19 protein-coding genes and 2 pseudogenes are annotated in these 21,106 nt (G+C 69.0%); 16 read left to right on the forward strand and 5 right to left on the reverse strand.

Annotation, left to right across the window (positions count from 1 at the left end; translation table 11 throughout):
• From IPH07_25140 to IPH07_25170, 7 genes are all read left to right on the forward strand, one after another.
• On the forward strand, positions 1 to 3,189 hold the full coding sequence (locus IPH07_25140; GenBank protein ID MBK6920708.1) for an efflux RND transporter permease subunit: 3,189 nt from the start codon (positions 1 to 3) through the stop codon (positions 3,187 to 3,189).
• Between the two features lie 71 nt (positions 3,190 to 3,260).
• Positions 3,261 to 5,630, forward strand: a complete 2,370-nt coding sequence (locus tag IPH07_25145; GenBank protein MBK6920709.1) for a heavy metal translocating P-type ATPase — start codon at positions 3,261 to 3,263, stop codon at positions 5,628 to 5,630.
• Between the two features lie 5 nt (positions 5,631 to 5,635).
• A complete protein-coding gene (locus IPH07_25150) occupies positions 5,636 to 6,088 on the forward strand; it encodes a hypothetical protein (protein MBK6920710.1) in 453 nt (150 codons plus the stop codon).
• Positions 6,089 to 6,134: 46 nt separating this feature from the next.
• Positions 6,135 to 6,704 carry a class I SAM-dependent methyltransferase gene (locus IPH07_25155; protein ID MBK6920711.1) on the forward strand — a complete coding sequence of 190 codons (570 nt, stop codon included), beginning with the start codon at positions 6,135 to 6,137 and terminating at the stop codon, positions 6,702 to 6,704.
• Between the two features lie 647 nt (positions 6,705 to 7,351).
• The gene (locus IPH07_25160) at positions 7,352 to 7,645 is read left to right on the forward strand and encodes a winged helix-turn-helix transcriptional regulator (protein MBK6920712.1); all 294 of its coding nucleotides are present in this window, start codon (positions 7,352 to 7,354) and stop codon (positions 7,643 to 7,645) included.
• Between the two features lie 60 nt (positions 7,646 to 7,705).
• Positions 7,706 to 8,356 (forward strand): hypothetical protein, encoded by a 651-nt coding sequence (locus tag IPH07_25165; protein MBK6920713.1) that lies wholly within the window; start codon positions 7,706 to 7,708, stop codon positions 8,354 to 8,356.
• Positions 8,357 to 8,558: 202 nt separating this feature from the next.
• Positions 8,559 to 9,134: a VOC family protein gene (locus IPH07_25170; GenBank protein MBK6920714.1), complete on the forward strand. Its 576-nt coding sequence runs from the start codon at positions 8,559 to 8,561 to the stop codon at positions 9,132 to 9,134.
• A 302-nt stretch (positions 9,135 to 9,436) separates the two neighbouring features.
• Here IPH07_25170 and IPH07_25175 read toward each other — a convergent pair whose 3' ends face one another.
• Both IPH07_25175 and IPH07_25180 read right to left on the reverse strand, forming a co-directional pair.
• On the reverse strand, positions 9,437 to 10,030 hold the full coding sequence (locus IPH07_25175) for a cytochrome c (GenBank protein MBK6920715.1): 594 nt from the start codon (positions 10,028 to 10,030) through the stop codon (positions 9,437 to 9,439).
• A complete protein-coding gene (locus IPH07_25180) occupies positions 10,027 to 10,509 on the reverse strand; it encodes a MarR family transcriptional regulator (protein MBK6920716.1) in 483 nt (160 codons plus the stop codon). Before IPH07_25180 ends, IPH07_25175 begins: the two co-directional genes overlap by 4 nt.
• A 111-nt stretch (positions 10,510 to 10,620) precedes the next feature.
• Between IPH07_25180 and IPH07_25185 the strand changes: the two genes are divergently transcribed.
• The 4 genes and pseudogenes from IPH07_25185 (at position 10,621) to IPH07_25200 (ending at position 13,168) form a co-directional block, all read left to right on the forward strand.
• Positions 10,621 to 11,298, forward strand: a complete 678-nt coding sequence (locus IPH07_25185) for a metalloregulator ArsR/SmtB family transcription factor (GenBank protein ID MBK6920717.1) — start codon at positions 10,621 to 10,623, stop codon at positions 11,296 to 11,298.
• A pseudogene (locus IPH07_25190) lies at positions 11,295 to 11,730 on the forward strand (MFS transporter). Before IPH07_25185 ends, IPH07_25190 begins: the two are co-directional and overlap by 4 nt.
• 125 nt (positions 11,731 to 11,855) lie before the next feature.
• On the forward strand, positions 11,856 to 12,476 hold the full coding sequence (locus IPH07_25195; protein ID MBK6920718.1) for a class I SAM-dependent methyltransferase: 621 nt from the start codon (positions 11,856 to 11,858) through the stop codon (positions 12,474 to 12,476).
• On the forward strand, positions 12,473 to 13,168 hold the full coding sequence (locus tag IPH07_25200) for a methyltransferase domain-containing protein (protein MBK6920719.1): 696 nt from the start codon (positions 12,473 to 12,475) through the stop codon (positions 13,166 to 13,168). Before IPH07_25195 ends, IPH07_25200 begins: the two co-directional genes overlap by 4 nt.
• Positions 13,169 to 13,364: 196 nt before the next feature.
• Here the strand turns inward: IPH07_25200 and IPH07_25205 are convergent, their stop codons facing one another.
• Positions 13,365 to 13,667 carry a hypothetical protein gene (locus IPH07_25205; GenBank protein ID MBK6920720.1) on the reverse strand — a complete coding sequence of 101 codons (303 nt, stop codon included), beginning with the start codon at positions 13,665 to 13,667 and terminating at the stop codon, positions 13,365 to 13,367.
• Positions 13,668 to 13,768: 101 nt separating this feature from the next.
• A complete protein-coding gene (locus IPH07_25210; protein MBK6920721.1) occupies positions 13,769 to 14,740 on the reverse strand; it encodes a hypothetical protein in 972 nt (323 codons plus the stop codon).
• A 17-nt stretch (positions 14,741 to 14,757) separates the two neighbouring features.
• Here IPH07_25210 and IPH07_25215 point away from each other — a divergent pair.
• From IPH07_25215 to IPH07_25225, 3 genes and pseudogenes are all read left to right on the forward strand, one after another.
• A pseudogene (locus IPH07_25215) lies at positions 14,758 to 15,018 on the forward strand (ATP-binding protein).
• An 11-nt stretch (positions 15,019 to 15,029) separates the two neighbouring features.
• Positions 15,030 to 15,641, forward strand: coding sequence for an ATP-binding protein (locus tag IPH07_25220; protein ID MBK6920722.1), 612 nt, complete (start codon positions 15,030 to 15,032; stop codon positions 15,639 to 15,641).
• A gap of 220 nt (positions 15,642 to 15,861) precedes the next feature.
• Positions 15,862 to 16,089 (forward strand): hypothetical protein, encoded by a 228-nt coding sequence (locus tag IPH07_25225; protein MBK6920723.1) that lies wholly within the window; start codon positions 15,862 to 15,864, stop codon positions 16,087 to 16,089.
• A gap of 270 nt (positions 16,090 to 16,359) precedes the next feature.
• Here the strand turns inward: IPH07_25225 and IPH07_25230 are convergent, their stop codons facing one another.
• Positions 16,360 to 18,060 carry a hypothetical protein gene (locus tag IPH07_25230; protein ID MBK6920724.1) on the reverse strand — a complete coding sequence of 567 codons (1,701 nt, stop codon included), beginning with the start codon at positions 18,058 to 18,060 and terminating at the stop codon, positions 16,360 to 16,362.
• Between the two features lie 191 nt (positions 18,061 to 18,251).
• On the opposite strand from IPH07_25230, the gene IPH07_25235 reads away from it, so the two are divergent.
• Both IPH07_25235 and IPH07_25240 read left to right on the forward strand, forming a co-directional pair.
• Positions 18,252 to 19,397 (forward strand): FIST C-terminal domain-containing protein, encoded by a 1,146-nt coding sequence (locus IPH07_25235; GenBank protein MBK6920725.1) that lies wholly within the window; start codon positions 18,252 to 18,254, stop codon positions 19,395 to 19,397.
• On the forward strand, positions 19,394 to 21,085 hold the full coding sequence (locus IPH07_25240; protein MBK6920726.1) for a response regulator: 1,692 nt from the start codon (positions 19,394 to 19,396) through the stop codon (positions 21,083 to 21,085). Before IPH07_25235 ends, IPH07_25240 begins: the two co-directional genes overlap by 4 nt.
• Positions 21,086 to 21,106 lie beyond the last annotated feature (21 nt).

Raw genomic sequence — 21,106 nt, forward strand, 5'->3', positions numbered from 1 at the left:
ATGAAGAAGCTTCTCGAACTTTGCCTAAAGTGGCGCCTCCTCGTCTTCGCCTTCGTCGTCATCGTCGCAGCGGTGGGCGTGCGTAGCGCGCAGCAACTGCCCATCGACGCGGTCCCCGACATCACCAACGTCCAGGTGCAGGTGCTGACGAACGTGCCGGCGCTCGGTCCGGTCGACGTCGAGCGCACCATCACGTTCCCGGTCGAGGCTTCGATGAGCGGTCTCCCCGGCGTCGAGGAGATTCGCAGCGTCTCGCGCTTCGGGCTCTCGGCGGTGACGATCGTCTTCGAGGAGGGAACGGACCTCCTCCGCGCGCGGCAGCTCATTTCCGAGCGCCTCGTTCAGGCGCGCGAGCGTCTTCCCGCTGGTGCGTCGCCGGAGCTCGGCCCCCTCAGCTCGGGCCTGGGAGAGATCTTTCAGTTCGAGGTGCGCGCAGACAACATGTGCCCCCCTGGACAGCCCGACACCGAGCAGTGCTACTCGCCGATGGAGCTGCGCTCCGTGCTCGACTGGTTCGTGGCCTACGAGCTGCGCTCCGTGCCCGGCGTCGTCGAGGTCAACTCGTTCGGTGGCGAGCTGAAGACGTACGAGGTCGAGGTCCTCCCGGACCGGCTGCGCGCGCTGAACGTCTCGCTCAACGACCTCTTCGAGGCGATCGAACGCAACAACGCCACGGCGGGTGGCGGCTACCTCGTTCGCTCCGGCGAGCAGCTCCTCGTGCGTGGCGAGGGTCGCATCCAGAGCCTCGACGAGATCGGCGACGTGCTGATCGAGACGCGCGAAGACGGCGTACCCGTGCGCGTGCGCGATGTCGCTCGTGTTCACCTGGCGCCGCTCATTCGTCAGGGCGCAGTCACGCGCGACGGTCGCGGCGAGGTGGTGACCGGCATCGTGATGATGCTGGTCGGAGCCAATGGCCGCGAGGTCGTCGAGAACGTGAAGGCAAAGATCACCCAGATCGCGCCTTCGCTGCCTCCTGGAGTGCGCATCGACGTCTTCTACGACCGTTCTGACCTCGTGAACCGGACCATCCACACGGTCGGGACGAACCTCGCGGAAGGCGCGCTGTTTGTCATCGCGGTGCTGTTCCTGTTGCTCGGCAGCATTCGTGGCGGACTTATCGTCGCGGCAGCCATCCCTTTCGCGATGCTGGTGGCGTTCACCGCCATGAAGGCTCTCGGGCTCTCGGGCAACCTTATGAGCCTCGGAGCCATCGACTTCGGCATCGTGGTCGACGGCTCCATCATCGTCGTGGAGAACGCCGTCGTGCACCTGGCTGCCGCAGCACGCGGGCAGAAACGCCCGATGACGTACAACGAGGCGGCGGACGTGGTCCTCAACTCCACGCTCGACGTGCGCAAGGCGGCGCTCTTCGGCGAGGCGATCATCGTCATCGTCTACATCCCGATCCTCACCCTCGCGGGCATCGAGGGGAAGATGTTCAAGCCGATGGCCATCACGGTGCTGTTCGCATTGCTCGGCGCCTTCGTCGCGTCGCTCACCTTCGTGCCGGTGCTGGTGGCCACGTTTCTTCGTCAGCACACCGAGGAGAAGGAGCCCTTCATCGTGCGCCTGCTCCACCGCGTGTATCCGCGTCTGCTGGCTCCGCTCATGAAGGCCCCGAAGAAGGTCATCGCAATATCGCTCGTCCTGCTGGTCGCGAGCGGCGTGGTGGCCTCGCGCATGGGGGCCGAGTTCGTCCCGCGTCTCGATGAGGGCGCCATCGCTATTCAGATTCTGAGGCTCCCCAGCGTTTCCCTCGAGGAGAGCGTGCAGGGTTCGACGCGTTTCGAGCGCGTCATCCGCGAGTTCCCGGAGGTCGTGACCGTAGTCTCGAAGACGGGGCGCGCCGAAATCGCGACCGACCCGATGGGCGTGGAGTTGTCGGACTGCATCGTCATCTTGAGACCGCAAGACGAGTGGACTACCGCTCACACGCGCGAGGAGCTGATTCAGCGAATGTCCGCGCGCTTCGCCGAGGCGCTGCCGGGACTCGGCTTCTCCTTCTCACAGCCGATCGAGCTGCGCATGGCCGAGCTGATCAGCGGCACGCGGTCCGACGTGGCGATCACGATCTACGGTGATGATCTCGCTACGCTCGAGCGACTCAGCCTTCAGGTTCAAGGTGTAGTCCGCGGCATCCCTGGGGCGTCCGACGTGCGTGGCGAGCAGCTCGCCGGGCTGCCGACTCTCGAGGTCACCGTCGACCGTGCCGCCGCCTCGCGCTACGGCATCTCGGTGAGGGACGCTCTCGATGCCATAGAGGCGCTCGGCGGAAGGAACGTCGGCGAAGTGTACGAAGGCGAGCGTCGCTTCCGCCTTCAGGTCCGCGTGCCCTCAGGCCTGCGAGACGACATCGACCAGGTGCGGAACCTGCCCGTGAGCGGCCAGAGCGGCCCCCTCGTGCCGTTGGGTCAGATCGCGAGCATCCAAGTCGTGGACTCGCCGGCGAGCGTGAGCCGCGAGGCCGTTCGTCGGCGCACGAACGTGGAGGCGAACGTTCGCGGTCGCGACCTCGCCTCGTTTGTTGGAGAGGCTCAGAGGCGGGTACGCGATCAAGTGCAGATGCCGCCCGGCTACGTCGTGCAATGGGGTGGACAGTTCGAGAACCTCAGCGCCGCGTCGGAGCGGCTCGCGGTGGCAGTTCCTATCGCGCTTGGGCTGATCTTCATTCTGCTTTACATGGCGTTCGGGCAGCTCAAGCCCGCATTGCTCATCTACCTCAACGTGCCCTTCGCTGCGGTGGGCGGCGTCTTCCTGCTGGCCCTGCGGGGCATGCCGTTCTCCATCAGCGCCGCGATCGGGTTCATCGCGCTCTTCGGCATCGCGGTATTGAACGGCGTCGTGCTCCTCACGACCATCAAGAAGCTACGAGAGCACGGAAAGTCGCCGCTCGAAGCTGCGCAAGAAGGCGCTGAGTCTCGATTGCGGGCCGTCGTGATGACGGCGACCGTCGCGGCGCTCGGCTTCATACCTATGGCGCTTTCCTCGAGTGCGGGCGCGGAGGTGCAGCGGCCGTTGGCTACCGTGGTCATCGGCGGCCTCGTCAGTGCGACGTTCCTGACTCTCTTCGTCCTTCCGACCGTGTATGCGTTCGTCTACCGCAAAGAGGAGCCGCAACCTCCGAGCGGCGCGGGCCCAGAGCCCGCTGTGGACGTCGACGCGGCCCAAGCAGAGGGGGCGGCGTGAAGAAGCACAAGCTCGATCTAGACATCGTGCTGCCGAGCGAAGGCGCCGCGTGTGATGCATGCGTCGGGCGGATGGTCGAGACGCTCGGTGCGACTCGTGGCATCACGAAGGTCCACGTCGATCAGGATGACCCGGCACACCCAAAGCTGTGCCTCCACTACGAACCCACGTCGGTACGGCTCGAGGAGATCGAGGCGCTGGTCAAGAGCACGGGAGCCGAGTTGAAGGCCCGCTATGAGCACCTGTCGGCTCCGGCTGTCGGCTTGCGTCACGAGCGCCAGGCTCGTCTCGTCGAGGGCCTGCTTGCCCGTCAGCCGGGGGTGCTGCGCGCATCGGTCGCGTTCGGCTCTCGTCGCCTCTACGTGGAGTTCGACCCGACGAAGACGAATCGCGAGGTGCTCCTCGCGGTCGCGGCCAAGGCGGGGATCGTCTCATACGTTGAGCCGGCATCTCCGGCGGCAGCCGCCGCAGAGCGTGACGAGCACGAGCATGAGCACGGCGGTCCGTTCGGCGAACGCTCCGAGCTCGTCTTCAGTCTCGCTTGTGGTGCGCTTACGGGCGTAGCCTGGGGCCTCGAGAAGGCGGGCATTGCCTCGGTCATCACGACGAGTCTCTTCGTGGCCGCGTACGTCCTCGGGGCCTGGTTCACGGCGAAGGAGGTCGCGGTCGCCCTCCGCGCGCGCAAGTTCGAGATCGACTTCCTCATGCTGCTCGCCGCGATCGGTGCGGCGATCCTGGGTGAATGGTTCGAGGGCGCGCTCCTTCTCTTTCTCTTCACGCTCGGTCACGGGCTCGAAGGCTACGCGATGCGCCGCGCCCGCAACGCCATCGGCGCTCTCGCGAAGCTCGTCCCGGAGACCGCATTGCGCGTCGACGACGACGGTCGCGAGGAAGAGGTGGCGGTAGCCGAGCTCGTGGTGGGCGACCGCATCCTGGTGAAGCCCAACACGCGGATCCCGGCGGACGGGTTCGTCAGCGCGGGTTCGAGCAGCGTGAATCAAGCGCCGATCACGGGAGAGAGCGTCCCCGTAGACAAGCGCCCCGTCGCTGACCCGGAGGCTGTTCTCGTCGCTCCGGAGGCGCTGAGCGCTGAACATCGCGTCTTCGCAGGCACCATCAACGGGGCGGCGGCTCTGACCGTCGTGGTCACGAAGACCGCAAGCGAAAGCACTCTCGCTCGGGTCGTGAAGCTCGTCGCCGAGGCCGAGACGCAGAAGTCGCCGACGCAGCAGTTCACGGATCGCTTCGAGCGCGCTTTCGTCCCCGTCATCCTCGTCGTCGTCGTTGGGCTGCTCTTCGCCTGGGTCGTGATCGACGAGCCGTTCGCGCGGAGCTTCTACCGCGCGATGGCCGTCCTGGTTGCCGCGAGCCCGTGTGCCCTCGCTATCGCGACGCCGAGCGCCGTCCTGTCGGGGGTCGCGCGGGCGGCTCGTGCCGGGGTGCTCGTGAAGGGCGGTGCGCACCTCGAATCGCTCGGCTTGGTCCGTGCGATCGCCTTCGACAAGACCGGGACGCTCACCGAAGGCAAGCCGCGTCTCACCGACGTCGTCGCCTTCGACGGTGCGTCGGAGGACGAGCTCCTCGCGGTCGCGGCGGCTGTCGAGAGGCAGTCCGATCATCCACTGGCGAGCGCAATCGTCGACGGCGTGGGCGCGCGTCGTCCTGGTCTCGCGACGATGGAAGCTGCGAGCGTTGAGGCGGTGATCGGCTACGGAGTTCGCGCGACCGTGGGCGGAGCCGAGGTGACGATCGGCAAGCCAGGCTTGTTCACGCGGGACGGGACGCTGCCGCAAAGCGTGACCGATGCCGTGAGCAAGCTGCAGGGCGACGGTCGTACGGTCATGGTCGTTCGATCGGGCGCCCGTTTCCTCGGCGTCCTCGGCGTGATGGACACTCCGCGCGAGAGCGCTCGCGCAGTGGTCGCCGAGCTGCACGCCCTCGGTATCGAGCAGACGATCATGCTGACCGGGGACAATCAGCGCGTGGCTGACGCCGTCGCCAAGCACGTCGGCATCCGCGTCGCGCGCGGAGACTTGCTACCAGAGGAGAAGGTCACCGCCATCGCCGACCTGGCGAGCTCGAAGAGTCGGGTCGCGATGGTTGGTGACGGCGTGAATGACGCGCCGGCCATGGCCAAGGCGACCGTCGGGATCGCGATGGGCGCGGGAGGCTCCGACGTCGCCCTCGAGACCGCCGACATCGCGCTCATGGCCGACGACCTCCGCGCGCTGCCCTTCGCCGTGGGGCTCAGCCGCGCCGCCCGTAGCATCATCCTGCAGAACCTCTGGGTCAGTCTCGGCATGGTGGCGTTCCTCATCCCTGCGACCATTTTCGGCTTCGCCGGGATGGGCGTCGCGGTCGCCTTGCATGAAGGCTCGACGTTGCTCGTCGTCGCCAACGCGCTCCGGCTGCTGGCGTACCAAGACAGGAGACGAGCGTGAGAGTCATGCTCACAACGAGGCTCGCAGCGCCTCCTGAGCGGGTCTGGGATGAGGTCCAGACCTCGCGCTTGCTCGAGCACGTAGCCGCGCCCTTGGTGAGGTTTCGCGCCACGAACCCGCCAGAGCTCCCCGCGGTCTGGTCGGACGCGACCTACGAGGTGCAAATGCTGGTGTTCGGCTGGCTGCCCGCCGGGCGTCAGCTCATCAGGGTCTCTCGATCGGCCAGCGGTACCGCGCGCGTGCTGCGTGATGACGGCACCGGACAGCTCGCGACGATGTGGGACCACACGATTCGCGTCGAGCCCGGCTTAGGCGGGGGAACGGAGTACACCGACATCGTCGAGGTGCGCGCCGGCGTCTTGACGCCGTTCGTCTGGATCTTCGCGGAAGTGTTCTACCGCCACCGACAGCGGCGTTGGCGCGCGCTCGTGAAGCGAGGATTCGACTATGGAAGCTGACGGGCGAAGCTACTGGGACAAGCACGCGAGGAACTACGACCGATCGATGTCGCTCCTCGGGCGACCGATCCCCCGGATGGTCGAGCTGGCTGGTGAGGCGACGCGCGGTCTGCAGCGTGTGCTGGAGGTGGCGGCCGGCACCGGCCTCGTCACGCCTGCGCTCGCTGCTGGCGCACGAGAGGTGGTCACCACCGACTACTCGGCGGCGATGGTCGCCGCGCTCGAGCAGCGCGTGCGAGACGCCGGAGTGACAAACGTGCGATGTGAGCAGGCCGACCTCTACGCGCTCCGGTTCGACGACGGAACGTTCGATGCGGTCGTCGCGGCGAACGTCCTCCACCTCGTGCCGGACCTCCCGGGCGCCCTGGCTGCGCTGCGCCGTGTGCTGAAGCCGGGCGGGAGAGTCATCGTTCCGACCTTCTGTCACGACGAGACGGCGCTCTCGTGGGTCGTGTCGCGGGCGCTCGCCGTGACTGGCTTCCCCGGGCAGCGGCGCTTCACGACGAAGTCCCTCCGGCAGGCAGTCGAGGCAGCGGGCGTCCGCGTGACAAGGGTTGAGACGCTTCCCGGCCTCATCCCCGTCGGCTACGTCGAGGGGACGTCCGGGGCGGGGTGACCACCGCAACGTTCGCCCGCGTGGCGCAGTGAGGCCGCGGCCCCTCGGAAGTTGCGCCCAGGAGCCAGGGTGTGAGCGCCAGTCGCGCGTGGCCCCCCACTCGCGAGTGGACGCTGCGAATCCCGAGAGCTGTCCAGCGTTGGCGCCTCGAAGGCCGCGAAACGCAGGGCTTTGGCCCTCGGCTGGACGGTGCGATTCTCGGCGGTCTGTCCGCGAAAGAGCCCCAGAGAGCGGTTCGCAAACGGCTCCCCATGCGGAGCCAGTTTACCCCACTGCGAGTCGTCGACGGTGAGAGCCTCCACGGTCCTACCGTCGGGGCTCTCGCCGTTTTGGCCCCGTTTTTCGGGGCTTCCGCGCGATGCGGCGTCGGCGACGAGCGGCCGCGGTGCTCTCGTCGAGAGCGCGCGCGTCTCGTCGAAGACGCACGGCGACGCGCTCTCGGGACCGATCTGGGCCCGCGCGGGCCGAGAGACGCCCCGAGACGCCTCGCGGCGCTCAACACCAAAGAGCACCTGGTTGACTCGGGCGAGTGGGACACCTTGACGGCGACGTGCATCCCATCGTACATCGACGATGAACGTTCGCCGCTTGACGGGAGCCTCGTGAAGAAGACCAAGACCAGAGCGTGCTGCCCTCCGGCCGAGCCGATGCCGCCGGTGCCGAAGGACGAGGACGAGGCCAACGAGCATCTGGCCCGGCTGGCGAAGGCGATCGCACACCCTGTGAGGGTCGCCATCCTCCGCATGCTCGCGCACCAAGAGGGATGCATCGTCGGCGACATCGTCGACGAACTCCCGCTCGCGCAGTCCACCATCTCGCAGCACCTCAAGCAGCTGAAGGACGCGGGGCTCGTCCGCGGTGAGGTGGACGGACCGCGGGTCTGCTACTGCGTCGAGCCGGGCGCCGTCGCGCTCTTCAAGGCCCTGGTCGAGGCCTTGTGATGCGCTGCTCTTCGGTCACCTTCACATCGCACTTCGGCGATGAACGATTGTGGCTCTTCCATGGGAATTTTTGAACGCTTCCTCTCGCTCTGGGTCGCGCTGGCCATCGCCGCTAGCATCGGGCTCGGGCTCGTCGCCCCCGGGCTCTTCGAGGTGGTGTCCCGCCTCGAGTGGGCGCGGGTCAACCTGGTCGTCGCGGTGCTCATCTGGCTGACGATCTACCCGATGATGCTCAAGGTGGAGCCATCGTGCCTCAAGGACGTCGGCAAGAAGCCCAAGGGCCTCGCCCTGACCCTGGTGGTCAACTGGTTGATCAAGCCGTTCACCATAGCGGCCCTGAGCTACGGCAACTTCGCAATCTCCTACGGGCTCGCCCGCGTGCTCAAGCTGCCATTCAACGTCGCGGCACCGGCTGCGATGATCGGCAGGTCGAGTTTTTTCGAGTTGGCCGTCGCGGTCGCGATCAGCCTCTTCGGGCTCGCGTCGGGCGCCGCCCTCACCACCGTCGGGGGCGTGCTCATCGAGGTCCCGGTGATGCTCTCGCTCGTCGCCTTCGCCAACCGTACCAAGGGGCTGGTTCCCGGCTCCGTCATCCGCACCCGCCTGAGAGGACACCATGCCTGGACTTCACTTCGACTCCGTCCTGTTTCTCTGCGTCGCCAACTCGGCGCGCTCCCAGATGGCCGAGGGCCTCGCACGCGACATCTTTGACGACGCCGTACGCGTGCAGTCGGCCGGCTCCTCGCCCTCGCGGATCAACCCCTTCGCGATCCAGGCGATGGCCGAGCTCGGCTTCGACCTCCGGACCCACACCTCGAAGTCGGTGCAGACCATCGACCCTGGGAGCGTCGACCTCGTCATCACGCTCTGCGCCGAGGAGGTCTGCCCCGTGTTTCTCTCGAGCGCGCCGCGCATGCACTGGCCGCTGCAGGAGCCCGACCGCAAGCACGAGGACCTCACCGACGACGAGCGACTGCAGCACTTCCGGGTCGCGCGTGATCAGATCCGCGCCCGCCTCCAGGTGCTCGCCGCGTTGCGAGACGTCCCCGAAGGCCCCGACCCGCAGGAGTTCCACGCGAGCATCCGTGTGCTCGACCTTCCGGCCGCCGCACGCTTCTACACCTGGCTGCTCGGTGTGGCGCCGAAGGAGTGGACCCACCGGTACGTGACCTTCGTCAGCGAAGCGCTGCGGACCAACTTCGTGATCCTGGTCGACGACGGCAAGGAGCTACACCAGGACACGCTCTACCACCTCGGCGTCGACGTCGGGACCCGGGCTGCCGTCATCGACGCGCATCGACGCGCCGAAGTCGCGGGATGGCCGATCCACAAGCCGGCGCGCACCACCTGGCGAGGCACGCCGCTCCACGAGCTGTGGCTGAAGGACCCGGGCGGGAACCTCGTCGAGATCTACGCCCGCCTCACCGACGCCGAGCTCGCCGAGATGCCTGCGGACAAGGAGCCCGCGTTCCTCGTGGGGGGTGCATGAGTCTCCACCGCGCTAATCCGCCAGCTTTGGAGCCCGCCCCCTTTCCTGAGCTCCGCATTCGGCCCGATCCGCCGCGCATCCTGATGCTCTACGGCTCCCTGCGCGCGCGCGCCTACAGTCGGTTGCTGGCCGAAGAGGCGGCGCAGGGCGGGCGGATCACGCCGATCGGCTCGAGGCGTATCGCGGCCATCGGACCCACGCTCAGAGACCGCGGTGCATCATCGCGCGGTCATGGTGCCGTGCGGCGCGGTGCGTCAGCAGCACCTGCTCGGGCTCAGTGACCGCCGTGCATCATCGCGCGGTCATGGGGCGGACCCCGTCCTCGCTTGCCAGGTCGCGGCGTCAACGATGTCCTGGCGGTACGTCGCGTGGCAGCTCGTGCAGGCCTGGAGCGTGTTCGACGTGGCGCGCAGCACCGCCGTGGCGTCCTCGGCCTGCGCAGCGACGCCGATCGCGTCCGCGCGACGGTGGAAGTCGAGCGCGAGCTCGGTGAACCCGTCCGCGCCGGCCCCCATGTGCTCGCACTGCTGCTGCATGCTCGGCGAGAGACCGATGCGCCCCGACGCCGACGCGACACCTTCCCAGTCCTCGCGCCCGAGGGCGTCGGTAATCTGCTGGATGGCCACGAGGTGGTCCATCATGTCTTGCTTTTGGTGCCACGCCATCATCGGCTGGAGCGGCACCGGCCGTCGCGTGTCCATCGACGCGAGCTGCTCGAACGGGGCGCAGGCATTGGGGCTTGGTAGGTCGCTGGTCGCAGAGGCGGCAGCCCCCGGGGGTGCCGATTCAGTCGCGGACGGTGCGACCTGCTGCCTGTCGCACGCGGCGACGACGCATGCGGCGCCAAGGAGCAGCGCGGCCCCGCGTTGAGACGAAACAAGAAAAGCAGGGTTCATGCGCAGTTCTCCTGAGTGCTGGTGGAGCCCATCGCCCACGTGAGCGCGCCGAGGAGCTCGATGGCGCCAGCCACGTCGGCATCGAGTCGGCCGAGGACGAGGGCGAAGTGGTCGGTGCTCGATCGATCGACCGTCGCTGCCAGACGCTCGCCCTTGTCGGTCAGCTTCACGAGGCGGGCGCGCCTATCCTGCGGGTGGACGACACGCGCCACCTCACCATCCGACTCCATTCGAGCGCAGAGACGTGAGACGTTGGTCCGATCGATGTTCAGGCGCTCAGCGAGCGCGCTGACTGTGATCGAACCCGCGTCTCGCAGCTCCAGCAGCGCCCAGGCGTGGGACGTCGTGAGCGGCGCTCCGCAGGGGCGGCACGCTTCGTCGAGCGCCCCGTGAGCGACGAGCAGACGCCGCAGGGCGTCCCGCAGCGCGCGAGCGTGGTCAGAGACTGGGGCATCCGTGTCCTTGCCGGCAAGTTGCATGCAAACGCACGCAGTCTCTACGTGCGTTCGCACGTATTTGTCAAGGCTGCCTTGATTTCCCCCTGTTTTGGTTGTATTCAAGTCATCAATTGATTACGTGATGACTTGAAAATGTCCGAGGTCAAGGTGTCGAAGTCCGAGTCCCGAACGTTCAAGAACGCCGCCTACGCCCACCTCGCCGAGGTCGGCAAGGCGCTGTCGAGCCCGGCGCGGCTCGAGATCCTGGAGCTTCTCGCCCAGGCGCCTCGGACGGTCGAGGTCCTCGCCGGCGAGGTCGATCAGTCTGTGGCGAACACGTCTCACCACCTGCAAGCGCTCAAGCGCGCCCAACTCGTCACCACCGAGCGGGACGGTCTGCACGTCGTCTACTCAATCTCCGGCCGCGACGTCGCTGAGCTGCTCGTGCACCTCCAGGCGGTCGCGGCCCAGCACATGGCGGGGCTCGAGAAGCTGACGCGGGAGTTCTTCGACGACCCCGTCGACCTCGAGCCGGTCGACCGCGACACGCTGCTCGAGCGCCTTCGTGCGAGCGATGTCGTGCTGCTCGACGTCCGCCCCGAGCAGGAGTTCGCCGAGGGTCACCTGCCCGGCGCGCTCTCGGTGCCGCTGCCGCTGCTCGAGTCGCGGCTCGGCGAGCTCCCGCGCGACCGCACCATCGTCGCCTACTGCCGGGGGCCGTTCTGCACGCTCTCGGCCGAGGCCGTCCGGCGGCTGCGGAAACTCGGCTTCGACGCCCGCCGCAGCGATGTCTCCGTCCACAGCACGGGCGCCGCAGGAGTCACCGCATGACCACGCCAGCCATCCAGCTCGGTCTACGCGAGAGCTGGGCGCAGTTCTCGCTACTCGTCCTCGTCAACGCCTTCGTCGGCGCCATGGTCGGCATGGAGCGGAGCATCGTGCCGGCCATCGCCGAGGACGAGTTCCAGCTCGCCGCGCGCACGGCGATCTTCTCGTTCATCGTCGTCTTCGGCGTCGCCAAGGCGCTCACCAACGACTTCGCCGGCCGCTGGTCCGATCGCTTCGGACGCAAGCACGTCCTCAATCGCGGGCTGGCTCGTCGCGGCGCCAGTACCTTTCCTCCTGATGTGGGCGCCCTCGTGGTCGTGGATCCTCGCGGCCAACGTGCTGCTCGGCGTCAGCCAGGGGCTCACCTGGTCCGCGACGGTCATCATGAACATCGACCTCGCCGGCCCGAAGAACCGCGGCCTCGCCATGGGCCTCGCGAACCTGGTCGCCGCGCTGCGCGTGGCCGCCCGCGGCGATCTGCCCGGTCCGGTCATCACGGTGACGTGCGACAGCTGGGATCGCTACCGGGCGAAGTCGTGGATGCAGAACTGGGAGGAAGCGTGAGCACCCGCGAGCACTGGGACCAAGTCTACCGCAGCAAGTCGCAGGACTCGGTCAGCTGGTACCGACCGCATCTCGAGCAATCCCTCGCCTGGATCGACCGCTGCGGCCTCGACCTGGGCGCCCACGTCGTCGACGTCGGCGGCGGCGCCTCGACGCTCGTCGACGACCTCCTGGCGCGAGGGTTTGAGCGCGTCTCCGTCGCCGACATCTCGGCCGAGGCGCTCGCCCGCACCCGGGCTCGCCTCGGCCACGCCGCAGACTCGGTCCGGTGGGTCGTCGGCGACGCGACGACGCCCCTCTTCGATGAGGACAGCATCGACCTCTGGCATGACCGCGCCGTGTTCCACTTCCTCACCGAATCGGCGCACCGTGACGCGTACATCGAAGCGCTTCATCGGTCCGTGCGTCCTGGTGGCCACGCGATCATCGCCACCTTCGGCCCGAACGGCCCCGCGCGTTGCAGCGGGCTGCCAGTGACCCGATACGCATCGAGCGACATCGCGACCGCGCTCGGGGCCGGCTTCGAGCTCGTCGAGCAGGCCGACGAAGAGCACACCACGCCCTCGGGCGTGGTGCAGGCCTTCGCCTATGCGCTCTTCCAGCGGAACGCTCCATGAGCCAGCCCACCGCCCTCGATCCACGCCAGTACGCGGGCTGGCGTGCGACGCTGCTGGGCGCGATCACCGAGCGGCTCGAGCTCGACCTTGTCTTCGAGCTCGCCGGTCCGGTGGTGGGCAAGTCGGTGCTCGACGTGGGGACTGGTGATGGGACCTACGCTCTCGTGGCCGCCTCGCGTGGCGCCGAAGCGACCGGCGTCGACGTCGACCCGGAGATGCTGCGCGCCGCCGAGCAACGCGCGGGCGCGATGAAGCTCGACGTGTCCTTCGTGAAGGGCCGGGCCGAGCGGCTGCCCGTCGACGACCGGCGCTTCGACCTCGTGCTCGCGGTGACCGTGCTCTGCTTCGTCGAGGATCCCGCGGCGAGCTTCCGCGAGCTGGCCCGCGTGCTCCGCCCCGGGGGCCGCGTGGTCCTCGGCGAGCTCGGTCGCCACAACCTCTGGGCCGCGTCGCGTCGCGTCCGCGGCTGGCTTGGGTCGCCGACGTGGCGTGCCGCGCACTTCTGGACGCGCGGTGAGCTGCGACGACACCTGAGCGACGCCGGGCTCACGGTCGAGGCGGCACGCGGCGCCATCCACTACCCGCCGAGCGCAAGCGCGGCCCGGTTGCTCGGGGTCGTCGACCCGTGGCTCTCGCGCGCCCACGCGCCGGGCGCAGCCTTCCTCGCCGTCTCGGCGACCAAACCACAGTGAAGTCATGAGCTCGAACGACCCGATCGACCTCGACCACAACGCCACGACGCCGATCTTTCCCGAGGTGGTCGACGCGATGCTCCCGTACCTGCGCCCAGGATCGAGCCGAGGCCCATCCACACGGCGCCCCACAGCCCGACGACGCGCGCGAGGGAGGACGCGCTGACCGAAGCTGCCGCGTCCGAAGCAGGCGAGTTCATGGCCGCCTCCGCCGCTGGAGCGCCGCATCGAGGGCGAGCGGGCCCGCGCCGACGATGAGCAGGAAGGTCGACCCAAGGACCATCGCCCGCGCCTCGTAGGCCCCAGCCGGGACACCCAGAGGTCGAGGTCGTTCGTCGTGCGGGTCGAGGTGGTAGAGGTCGCCCTCGGGTAGACCGGCGGCCGCCCCCGGCTCGCAGCGCTGCAGTGAGAGCAGCGCGCGCGAGTGCTCTACGATGCCGACCTCCTCGAAGCGGCCGGCCACATCGGCCAGGGTCATCGGCTCGCCGCGCTCGAGCAACGCCACGGGCAGCAGCGCGAACGTGTTCGCCTCCGCGGTGGCCCGCGACCGAATCGAGCTTCGGCAGTGTGATGCCGAGGGTCTGCACCAGTCGGTCGACGTCATGACGGTCCCCAGCGCAGCGAGGCGATCACCGCGGGCACCTCGGGGTCGTCCATGTCCGCGACGACCACGAGCTCGATGCCGCCCGCCGGCGTGAATCCGACGAAGTCCACGCCCTCGAGCTTGAGCGAGGTTCTTCCACCCGCCGCGTCAACGACCTCGGCCAGCACCACACGTTCGCCATCGAGGAGACCGACCCGCGCGCCGAGGACCTCCCCGTCGCTGTAGGTGTCGGGCGAGTCCTCCGCGCCAGCGAGGAACACGACTCGTCCGTCGGGGAGCGCGGTCGCGTCGGTGAAACCGAAGGGCACTCCTCGGATGTTGCCGAGGTCGACGCGTTGGACCGAGCGCAGCCGGGGCGACGGGTCCCCATCGTCCAACCAGCGCAGAAGGGCGCCGAGCTCGAGATCGCCGACGGCGTTGGCCGCAGCGTTTCCGTCGACGACGGCACCGTTGCCGCGCTGGAAGAGCCGCAGCCGATCGCCGACGACGACCGCGCCCTCGAGGTTGAGCTCTGAGCCGATGAAGTCGCGTCGAGCCCGCAGGTGCTCGAAGAGCGGCGCGGCGTCGACCAAGCGGACGTGGCGGTCTGCGCCGACGACGACCAGGTGCTCGCGCGCCGGGGTCGATCCGGAGCCGATGGCGAGCAAGCGTCCGTCCGGGAGCACCACGCACGCCTCGAGGTCCATCTTCGCCGCCTTATTGCCGCGGCGCTCGCTGAAGTGGCGGCGCCCTCCGGCGCCCGCCGGGAGCACCAGGGGCGTGACGCTGCCGGCCCGCTCGTCGAGCAGCGCCAGCGCGTTCACGTCGTCCTGAACGACGACGAGGCGCTCACCCCAGCGGCGCAGCCCGCTCCCGGCGCGAACGTGGCCGGGGAGATCGCGGGCCTCATCGGCGCCCGCGAAGCGCAGCGATCGCGGCGGGCCGAGACGCGCGACCCAATCGTCGCCGATGGTCACCGTCGACCTCACGCGCTGAGCTCCGTCGCTTGCCGCAGGTGCGCGAGATAGTCCTCGAACGCGACGGTCCGGTTCTTCTTGCGCTCGCCCGTCGGGCGCACGATCCCCACGGCCTCGAGGACATCTGGTGCGACCCTTCGCGCGGCGGACTCGACAAGGCGCTCGTCCGCGAACTCGCCACCGGTAAGTGCATCGACCATCACCACAACATCATCGTCGTGGGCAAAACCGGCTGCGGCAAGTGCTGCCTCGCCGCCGCCCTCGCGGACGCTGCGTGCCGTCGGGACTACGCTCGCTCTGCGTGCGCGTACCCAGGCTCGCCCACGAGCTCGCGCTCGCCCACGCCGTCGGCTCGCTGTCCGCGCTCCTCGCCAAGCTCGCCAAGCTCGACCTCCTCCTCCTCGACGACTTCCTCCTCGCTCCGCCCAAGGACCAAGAGCAACCCGATCTCCTCGAGATCCTCGAGGACCGCTACGGCAAACGTTCGACGATCATCACCGGGCAGCTCCCCATCAAGAACTGGGACGAAGCGCTCGCCGACCCTACGATCGCCGACGCGATCTGCGGCCGCGTGGTCCCCATCGCTCCATCCGAAACCTCAAAGGACTCAACTCGGCCAAGACCAACCTTCAACCCGAAGATCCCAGAGGCGAAGATCCTCGAGCTCGCGACCGGCGCCTTCATCTCGCGCCGAGAGAACGTCTGCCTGGTCGGGCCGACCGGTGTCGGCAAGAGCCACATCGCGCAGGCGATCGGCCATCGCGCCTGCCTCGCGGGCGCCAATGTGGCCTACGTCTCCGCGCACGAGGTGCTGCTGCAGCTCCGCGCTGGCCGGGCCGACGCGACCTACGACCGTCGGCTGCTGCGCGGCGCTGGGCTCAGCGCGAAGGGCCGCGGCGCTCGGTCCGGCTGACGCACCACCGACGCGTTGGTATCGTCAGGTGTCGTGGCGCCCCAGCGCGACGGGCGCTGGGCCCGGCGCGAGCAGAAATTTGGCTCGTCGGCAATCGACCGCGGCCGTCGTGCATCACCCCCATGCGAGCAGCAGGTGTCGTGTCGATCGAAGATTCCAGCACGCCCTGCTCCACGCCGCGTACGCGCCGAACCAATCCCCCGAACGCATCCGACAGCTGATGAAGCTGGTCGACGAGGACCCCGAGCTGAGCGTGCGGCAGGCCGCGTGCATCCGACTCGCCAACAAGGTCTCGGATCCCGTCGCCGAGTTCGTCGCCGCCCGCGTGGCAGACCCGAAGGTGCCGCCGCGCCTCGCGACTTCGTGTTTCGCGGGCCTGGTCGCGATGTGGTCGGGACATCTGGTGAGGCCCGCTGCCAGGCGGCGTACATCGCGACGATTCGCCTGATCCGCACGCGTCCAAGCGGCGACGACGCGGAGTGGCTCCGCGTGGTCGACCAGCTCGAGGACGCGATCCGACGCGAGAACCCACCGCGGTGGTACGACGCCAAGGCGTTGCGCACCGCGCTGCTCGACCTTCGAGGTCCTTCGCCTCGGGCGCGGCGGCGACCGGTTCGGCGGGCATCTCGGCACACGGTACGGTGCCCGTTCGCGCGGCTCGATCTCCAGGATGCCGCGAACACCATCGCCCGCCGGCCGCGGGCGATGCGCGACCGCTTCACAGCGGCTGCGTCCACACCGAGCCGACCGGCCCGCCACCGGCGATCGCGTAGGTCGTCGCGGTGGCGCGGTCGACGATTGCTTGGCGTCGCTGCTGCATCGGCGTCCAGACGGAGTAGCCAACGTGTGAGCCGTCGGCGGTGAGCATGCCGCCGAACAGCTCCTCGTCGCGCGCAATGCCCTCGTCGATGCGAACCGGCGCGCCGGGCTCGGCGCCCGATACGTCGATCGCCCACGCATGCCGCACTGGGTCACCGGGCTCGTTGCCCGCGACGTAGAGCGTTCCGTCGTCGGCGGACAACAGCAGCTGCCAGACGCCGAGCAGCGTTGGCGTGAGGCTCTCCGGCGCGCTCGGTGTGTCACCCGCGAGCGAGACCCTCGCGACCTCCTCACCGTCGTCGTGATCGAGCACGAGGTAGAGAAACTGCGCGTCGGCGGAGAACACGACGCTCGTCGGGTCGCTCTGCACGCCCGCTGCCGCGACCGGCATCTCGGGACTCGCGACGCCGTCGACGATGTGCACGAGGAACGTCTCGGACGGGTCCGAGGTCGCGAGCGCGACCCAGCGCGCGTCGTCCGACCATGTTGCGCCGCTCGCACGACCCGCGCTCGCGCCGGCGGACAGCTGCACGGGCGCGAGCGGCATGCCGTCGGCGATCGGGATCCAGGCGAGATCGGAAGCGTCCCCGGCGCGGAGGTGCAGCACGGTGACACCGCTGCTGTCAGGCGCCCAGCGCAGCTGACCGAGCAAGAGCGTGTCCGGCAGCGCGCCGAGCTCGATCGGCGCTCCAACGGGATCGCTGGCGAGGTCGACGAAGTGCGCCGCGAGCGACGCGGGGATGATGCCGCCCGTGCGGTAGATCAGGCCCGCGCGATCGGGTGCGAGCATGGGGCCGTAGAGATCGGTGCCGGGATGCTCGACCAGCGGGAACGCCATGGGAGCGTCTTCATCGGCCGGCGCGAGCCAGATCGCGCTGGTGTTCGCCATCTCGTCGTCGGCCGCGAACAACACCTGCTGTCCGTCGCGCACGAACGCGATGTCGCTCCCGACGGCGCTCGGTGTCAGGTCGTCGTCGACGTGCCACGGCGAGGACGCCGAGCCATCGTCCGCGACCGCGTACACATGGAGATCGGCGGCGGCGCCGTAAGTCGCGACCAACCAGCGATCGCCCGCGAGATCGAGCACGCGCGCATCGTCCGGGCTTCCCTGCAGCTCGAGCGGGTGACGATCGAACGGCGGTGGCGTGTCGAGATCGAGCAGGGTCAGCGTCGCCGGGCTCGCGAACTCGCGCGCGACCAGCCAGCGATCGGTGACCAACGTCGCCACGGCGTCGACCTGGGTGGGAAAGTACGCGATCGGATCTCCGAGCACGCCGTCGATCAGATCGACGAGCGTCAATACACGGACGTCGGGGTCGCTCTCGTCCTTGTAGAACACGCGCAGATCGGGACCCGGCGTCGCGCCCTCGGTGGTCTCGCCGCCGCTGGACCCACTGCTGCTGCTGGTGTCGCTGCCGTCGACGGCGGTGGTGGGTGTGCCGTCGCTGGTGCCGGAGGTCGTGCCGGTCGTGGGATCGTGCGTCGTGCTCGCATCGGTCGACCCGTCGGCGTCCGCACCACCGGTGGTTGTGTCGCCGGCACATGCCGCCAGCGCCGCGACCGCGACTGTTACCCCTACGCGAGCCCTCGATGAGACCATGGCAACCCCCATGGTCGACGAGCTGCGAGAGGATGACGAGGCCTGACCGGCGACCCCAACGCCGACGCCAGGGCCAGCGTCCCAAGATCCGGAGTCCCACCGATGCCGACGAACTCGCCTTCGAAACGGCCGATCGCCCGGCGTGCACCGCGGTTCAAGGAGACGCCAGGTCCGGTCGATGGGACGAGCCCGTGCAGGTCTTCGTCGCGCACAGCATCGACCCCTCGACCGAAGATGCGGCAAACGAGCTCGCAGATGCGCTGCGCGCCCAGATCGGCGACGCGCGCCCGGTCGTGGCCGTGGTCTTCGCCGCGGTCGACTACGACCATGAGCGACTGCTTCGAGGGCTACAGCGGGTCGTCGGCGACATCCCCATCGTCGGGTGCACCACCGACGGCGAGCTCAGCAGCGCGGGCGGTTTCGCCGAGGACTCGGCGGTGGTCGCCGTGTTCTGCGGAGACGACATCCGTGCTCGGATGGTCGTCGCGACGGGACTCTCGGCCGACGTCGACGGTGCGGTCGCGCGGGCGTTCGCGGACGAGCCCGACGTCGGCGCCCCGGCGGCCTGCATGGTGTTCGCAGACGGCCTCACCGTCGACGCGGTCGCGGTGGTTCGAGCGATGGGTCGTCGACTGCCCGCCGGCACCCCGATGTTCGGCGGGACGGCGGCGGACCAGCGGCGCATGACCGCGACCCGGCAGTTTGCCGGCACCCGCGTGCTCGGCGACTGCGCGGTGGCGGTCATGCTGTACGGCGAGGTCGCGATCGGCGTGGGCGTGCAATCGGGTTGGGCACCGCTGGGCAACGCTGGCACCGTCACTCGCTCGCGCGACAACGTGGTCTACGAGATCGACGGCCAGCCCGCCGGCGAGTTCTATCGCAAGTACTTCGGCGAGGGCGTCGAGCTGAGTCCCGATCACCCGCTTGCGGTCGGCGACGGGGCCACGTTCTATCTGCGCGCACCGCTCGGGCCCGGTGACTCGCCCGGTGCGATTTCGTTTGCCGGAGCGGTCCCCGAGGGCGCGCAAGTGCGGATCACTGCAGCGTCGCGCGACGAGGTGGTCTCCGCCTGCGAACAATCCATGGTCGAGGCGCTCGGGACGTACCGCGGCGGTCCCCCGACCGCCGCGATGATCATCTCGTGTGCAGCGCGTCGACGACTGTTGGGCACGCGCACCACCGAGGAGTTTGCCGCCGTCGACCGATGTCTCGGCGGCGTGCCGGCGTTCGGGTTCTACAGCTACGGCGAGATCGGGACCCGGCAAGGCTCCACCGTCGTCGACTTCCACAACGAGACGTTCGTCGCGGTTCTATTCGGACAGCGCGCACCGTCATGACAGAACTGCCGCCCGGCGTCGCGCGTCAGCTCCGGATCCTGGAGGCCAGCCTCCGACGGTCCGAGGCAAACCGCGTCAAGCTCGAGGAGCAGCGCGACTTCAACGACGCGCTCCATCGGCGGGTCATCCAGCAGATGCTCGAGACGGAGCTGCGCCTGCGTGAGTCCGAGCAGCGGGCAAACGCCGCGAGCCACGCGAAGTCCGAGTTCTTGGCGAACATGAGCCACGAGATCCGGACACCGCTGACCGGGGTCATCGGTCTTGCAGAGCTGCTCTCCGCCACGTCGCTCGATCGGCGACAACAGGAGCTGGTGAGCAACCTGTCGCGGGCCGCGAGCGTGCTCGCGCGACTGATCGACGACGTCTTGGACTTCTCCCGCATCGAGGCCGGAAAGCTCCAGTTGGAGGAGACGGAGTTCGACCCCAGCATCCCGCTGCGCGAGGCCATCGATCTCGTCGCCGAACGTGCCGCCGGGCAAGGCCTCGCGCTGGCCTACGACCCACCCCCGCCGTGCCTCGTGCTCGGCGATGCGTTTCGGCTCCGCCAAGTCTTGATCAATCTGCTCGGCAACTCACTCAAGTTCACCGCCGCGGGTGAGATCCGAGTCCACGCGGAACTCGTCACCCACGCGGACGGCTGCGATGTCGTGGTCGAGGTCGCGGACACGGGCATCGGAGTGCGGCCCGATCAAGTCGAGGTGATCTTCGAGGCGTTTCGCCAGGCCGACGGCTCGACCACACGACGCTACGGCGGCAGCGGACTGGGCTTGGCGATCTCGCGCGAGATCGTACGCGCGATGCGGGGAGCGCTCACCGCCGCGCCGCGGGTCGGCGGCGGGTCGGTGTTCACGTTGACTCTCCCGGCGACCGCCGCGGTGCCGGGCGCCAGCGCGGTCACGGCGTCGCAAGCGGTCCCCACGTCGCGCGGCATCCCGAGCATCGCCGGCTGTCGGATCCTCGTCGCCGAGGACAACGTCGTGAACTCGGAGGTGATTGCGAGCATGTTGCGCGATGCTGGCGCGATCGTGGTTCAAGCGGTCGACGGTGAGCAAGCGGTTGCCGCGCTCGGGAGAGAGCCGTTCGACCTCGCGTTCATCGACTTGCACATGCCCGGATGCGACGGCCTCACCGTCGCCCGATTCGCCCGCGGCTCGGCGACCGAGACGAGTGGCGTGGCGGCATCGCGGAATCCGACGACGCCGCTCCTCGCGTTGACCGCGGCCGTGCTCCGCACGGACCGCGAGCGTTGCGTCGAGGCAGGGATGTGCGACTTCGTCGCGAAACCCTTCACGCGCGCGTCACTCGGCGCAGCGCTCGATCGATGGTGCAGGCCCAGGGTCAGCGGCGCGATCGATCGGGCGGTGATCGCCGAGCTCGCCGAGTGGACCGGCGACGCCGCGCTGGATCGCGCCGTCGCGCGCTTCGGGACCACCACCGAGCAGGCCGTCGCAGCGATCGCCAGCGCGGTCGCCGACGGTGCCGCGTCGCGGGTGGGCGACCTCGCCCACGCGACGCAGTCCTCGGCGGGGCAGCTGGGCGCACGCGATCTCGCCGAGCAGCTCGAGCAGATCGAGCGGGGCGCACGCGAGGGTCGCCTGCCGAGCGCTGACGCGGTCGCGAGGTGTCATCAGGCCGCGTGCGACGCAGTGGCAGAGCTGCCCCGGGCGGTCGCAGCGACTCGCCGCTGACCGTGCACCGGTCGGGCGAAC

This window comes from Deltaproteobacteria bacterium (assembly GCA_016709225.1).
Classification (GTDB): Bacteria; Myxococcota_A; Polyangia; order Nannocystales; family Nannocystaceae; genus Xiheibacterium; species Xiheibacterium phototrophicum.

Excerpts from the sequence above, each read along its gene's own strand:
- IPH07_25185 (MBK6920717.1), top strand. The coding sequence starts at position 10,621 with ATGTCCGAGGTCAAGGTGTCGAAGTCCGAGTCCCGAACGTTCAAGAAC.
- IPH07_25180 (MBK6920716.1), bottom strand. The coding sequence starts at position 10,509 with ATGCAACTTGCCGGCAAGGACACGGATGCCCCAGTCTCTGACCACGCT.
- IPH07_25200 (MBK6920719.1), top strand. The coding sequence starts at position 12,473 with ATGAGCCAGCCCACCGCCCTCGATCCACGCCAGTACGCGGGCTGGCGT.
- IPH07_25230 (MBK6920724.1), bottom strand. The coding sequence starts at position 18,060 with ATGGTCTCATCGAGGGCTCGCGTAGGGGTAACAGTCGCGGTCGCGGCG.
- IPH07_25240 (MBK6920726.1), top strand. The coding sequence starts at position 19,394 with ATGACAGAACTGCCGCCCGGCGTCGCGCGTCAGCTCCGGATCCTGGAG.
- IPH07_25225 (MBK6920723.1), top strand. The coding sequence starts at position 15,862 with ATGAAGCTGGTCGACGAGGACCCCGAGCTGAGCGTGCGGCAGGCCGCG.
- IPH07_25150 (MBK6920710.1), top strand. The coding sequence starts at position 5,636 with ATGCTCACAACGAGGCTCGCAGCGCCTCCTGAGCGGGTCTGGGATGAG.
- IPH07_25170 (MBK6920714.1), top strand. The coding sequence starts at position 8,559 with ATGCACTGGCCGCTGCAGGAGCCCGACCGCAAGCACGAGGACCTCACC.
- IPH07_25175 (MBK6920715.1), bottom strand. The coding sequence starts at position 10,030 with ATGAACCCTGCTTTTCTTGTTTCGTCTCAACGCGGGGCCGCGCTGCTC.
- IPH07_25145 (MBK6920709.1), top strand. The coding sequence starts at position 3,261 with ATGGTCGAGACGCTCGGTGCGACTCGTGGCATCACGAAGGTCCACGTC.
- IPH07_25155 (MBK6920711.1), top strand. The coding sequence starts at position 6,135 with ATGTCGCTCCTCGGGCGACCGATCCCCCGGATGGTCGAGCTGGCTGGT.
- IPH07_25160 (MBK6920712.1), top strand. The coding sequence starts at position 7,352 with ATGCCGCCGGTGCCGAAGGACGAGGACGAGGCCAACGAGCATCTGGCC.
- IPH07_25140 (MBK6920708.1), top strand. The coding sequence starts at position 1 with ATGAAGAAGCTTCTCGAACTTTGCCTAAAGTGGCGCCTCCTCGTCTTC.
- IPH07_25165 (MBK6920713.1), top strand. The coding sequence starts at position 7,706 with ATGGGAATTTTTGAACGCTTCCTCTCGCTCTGGGTCGCGCTGGCCATC.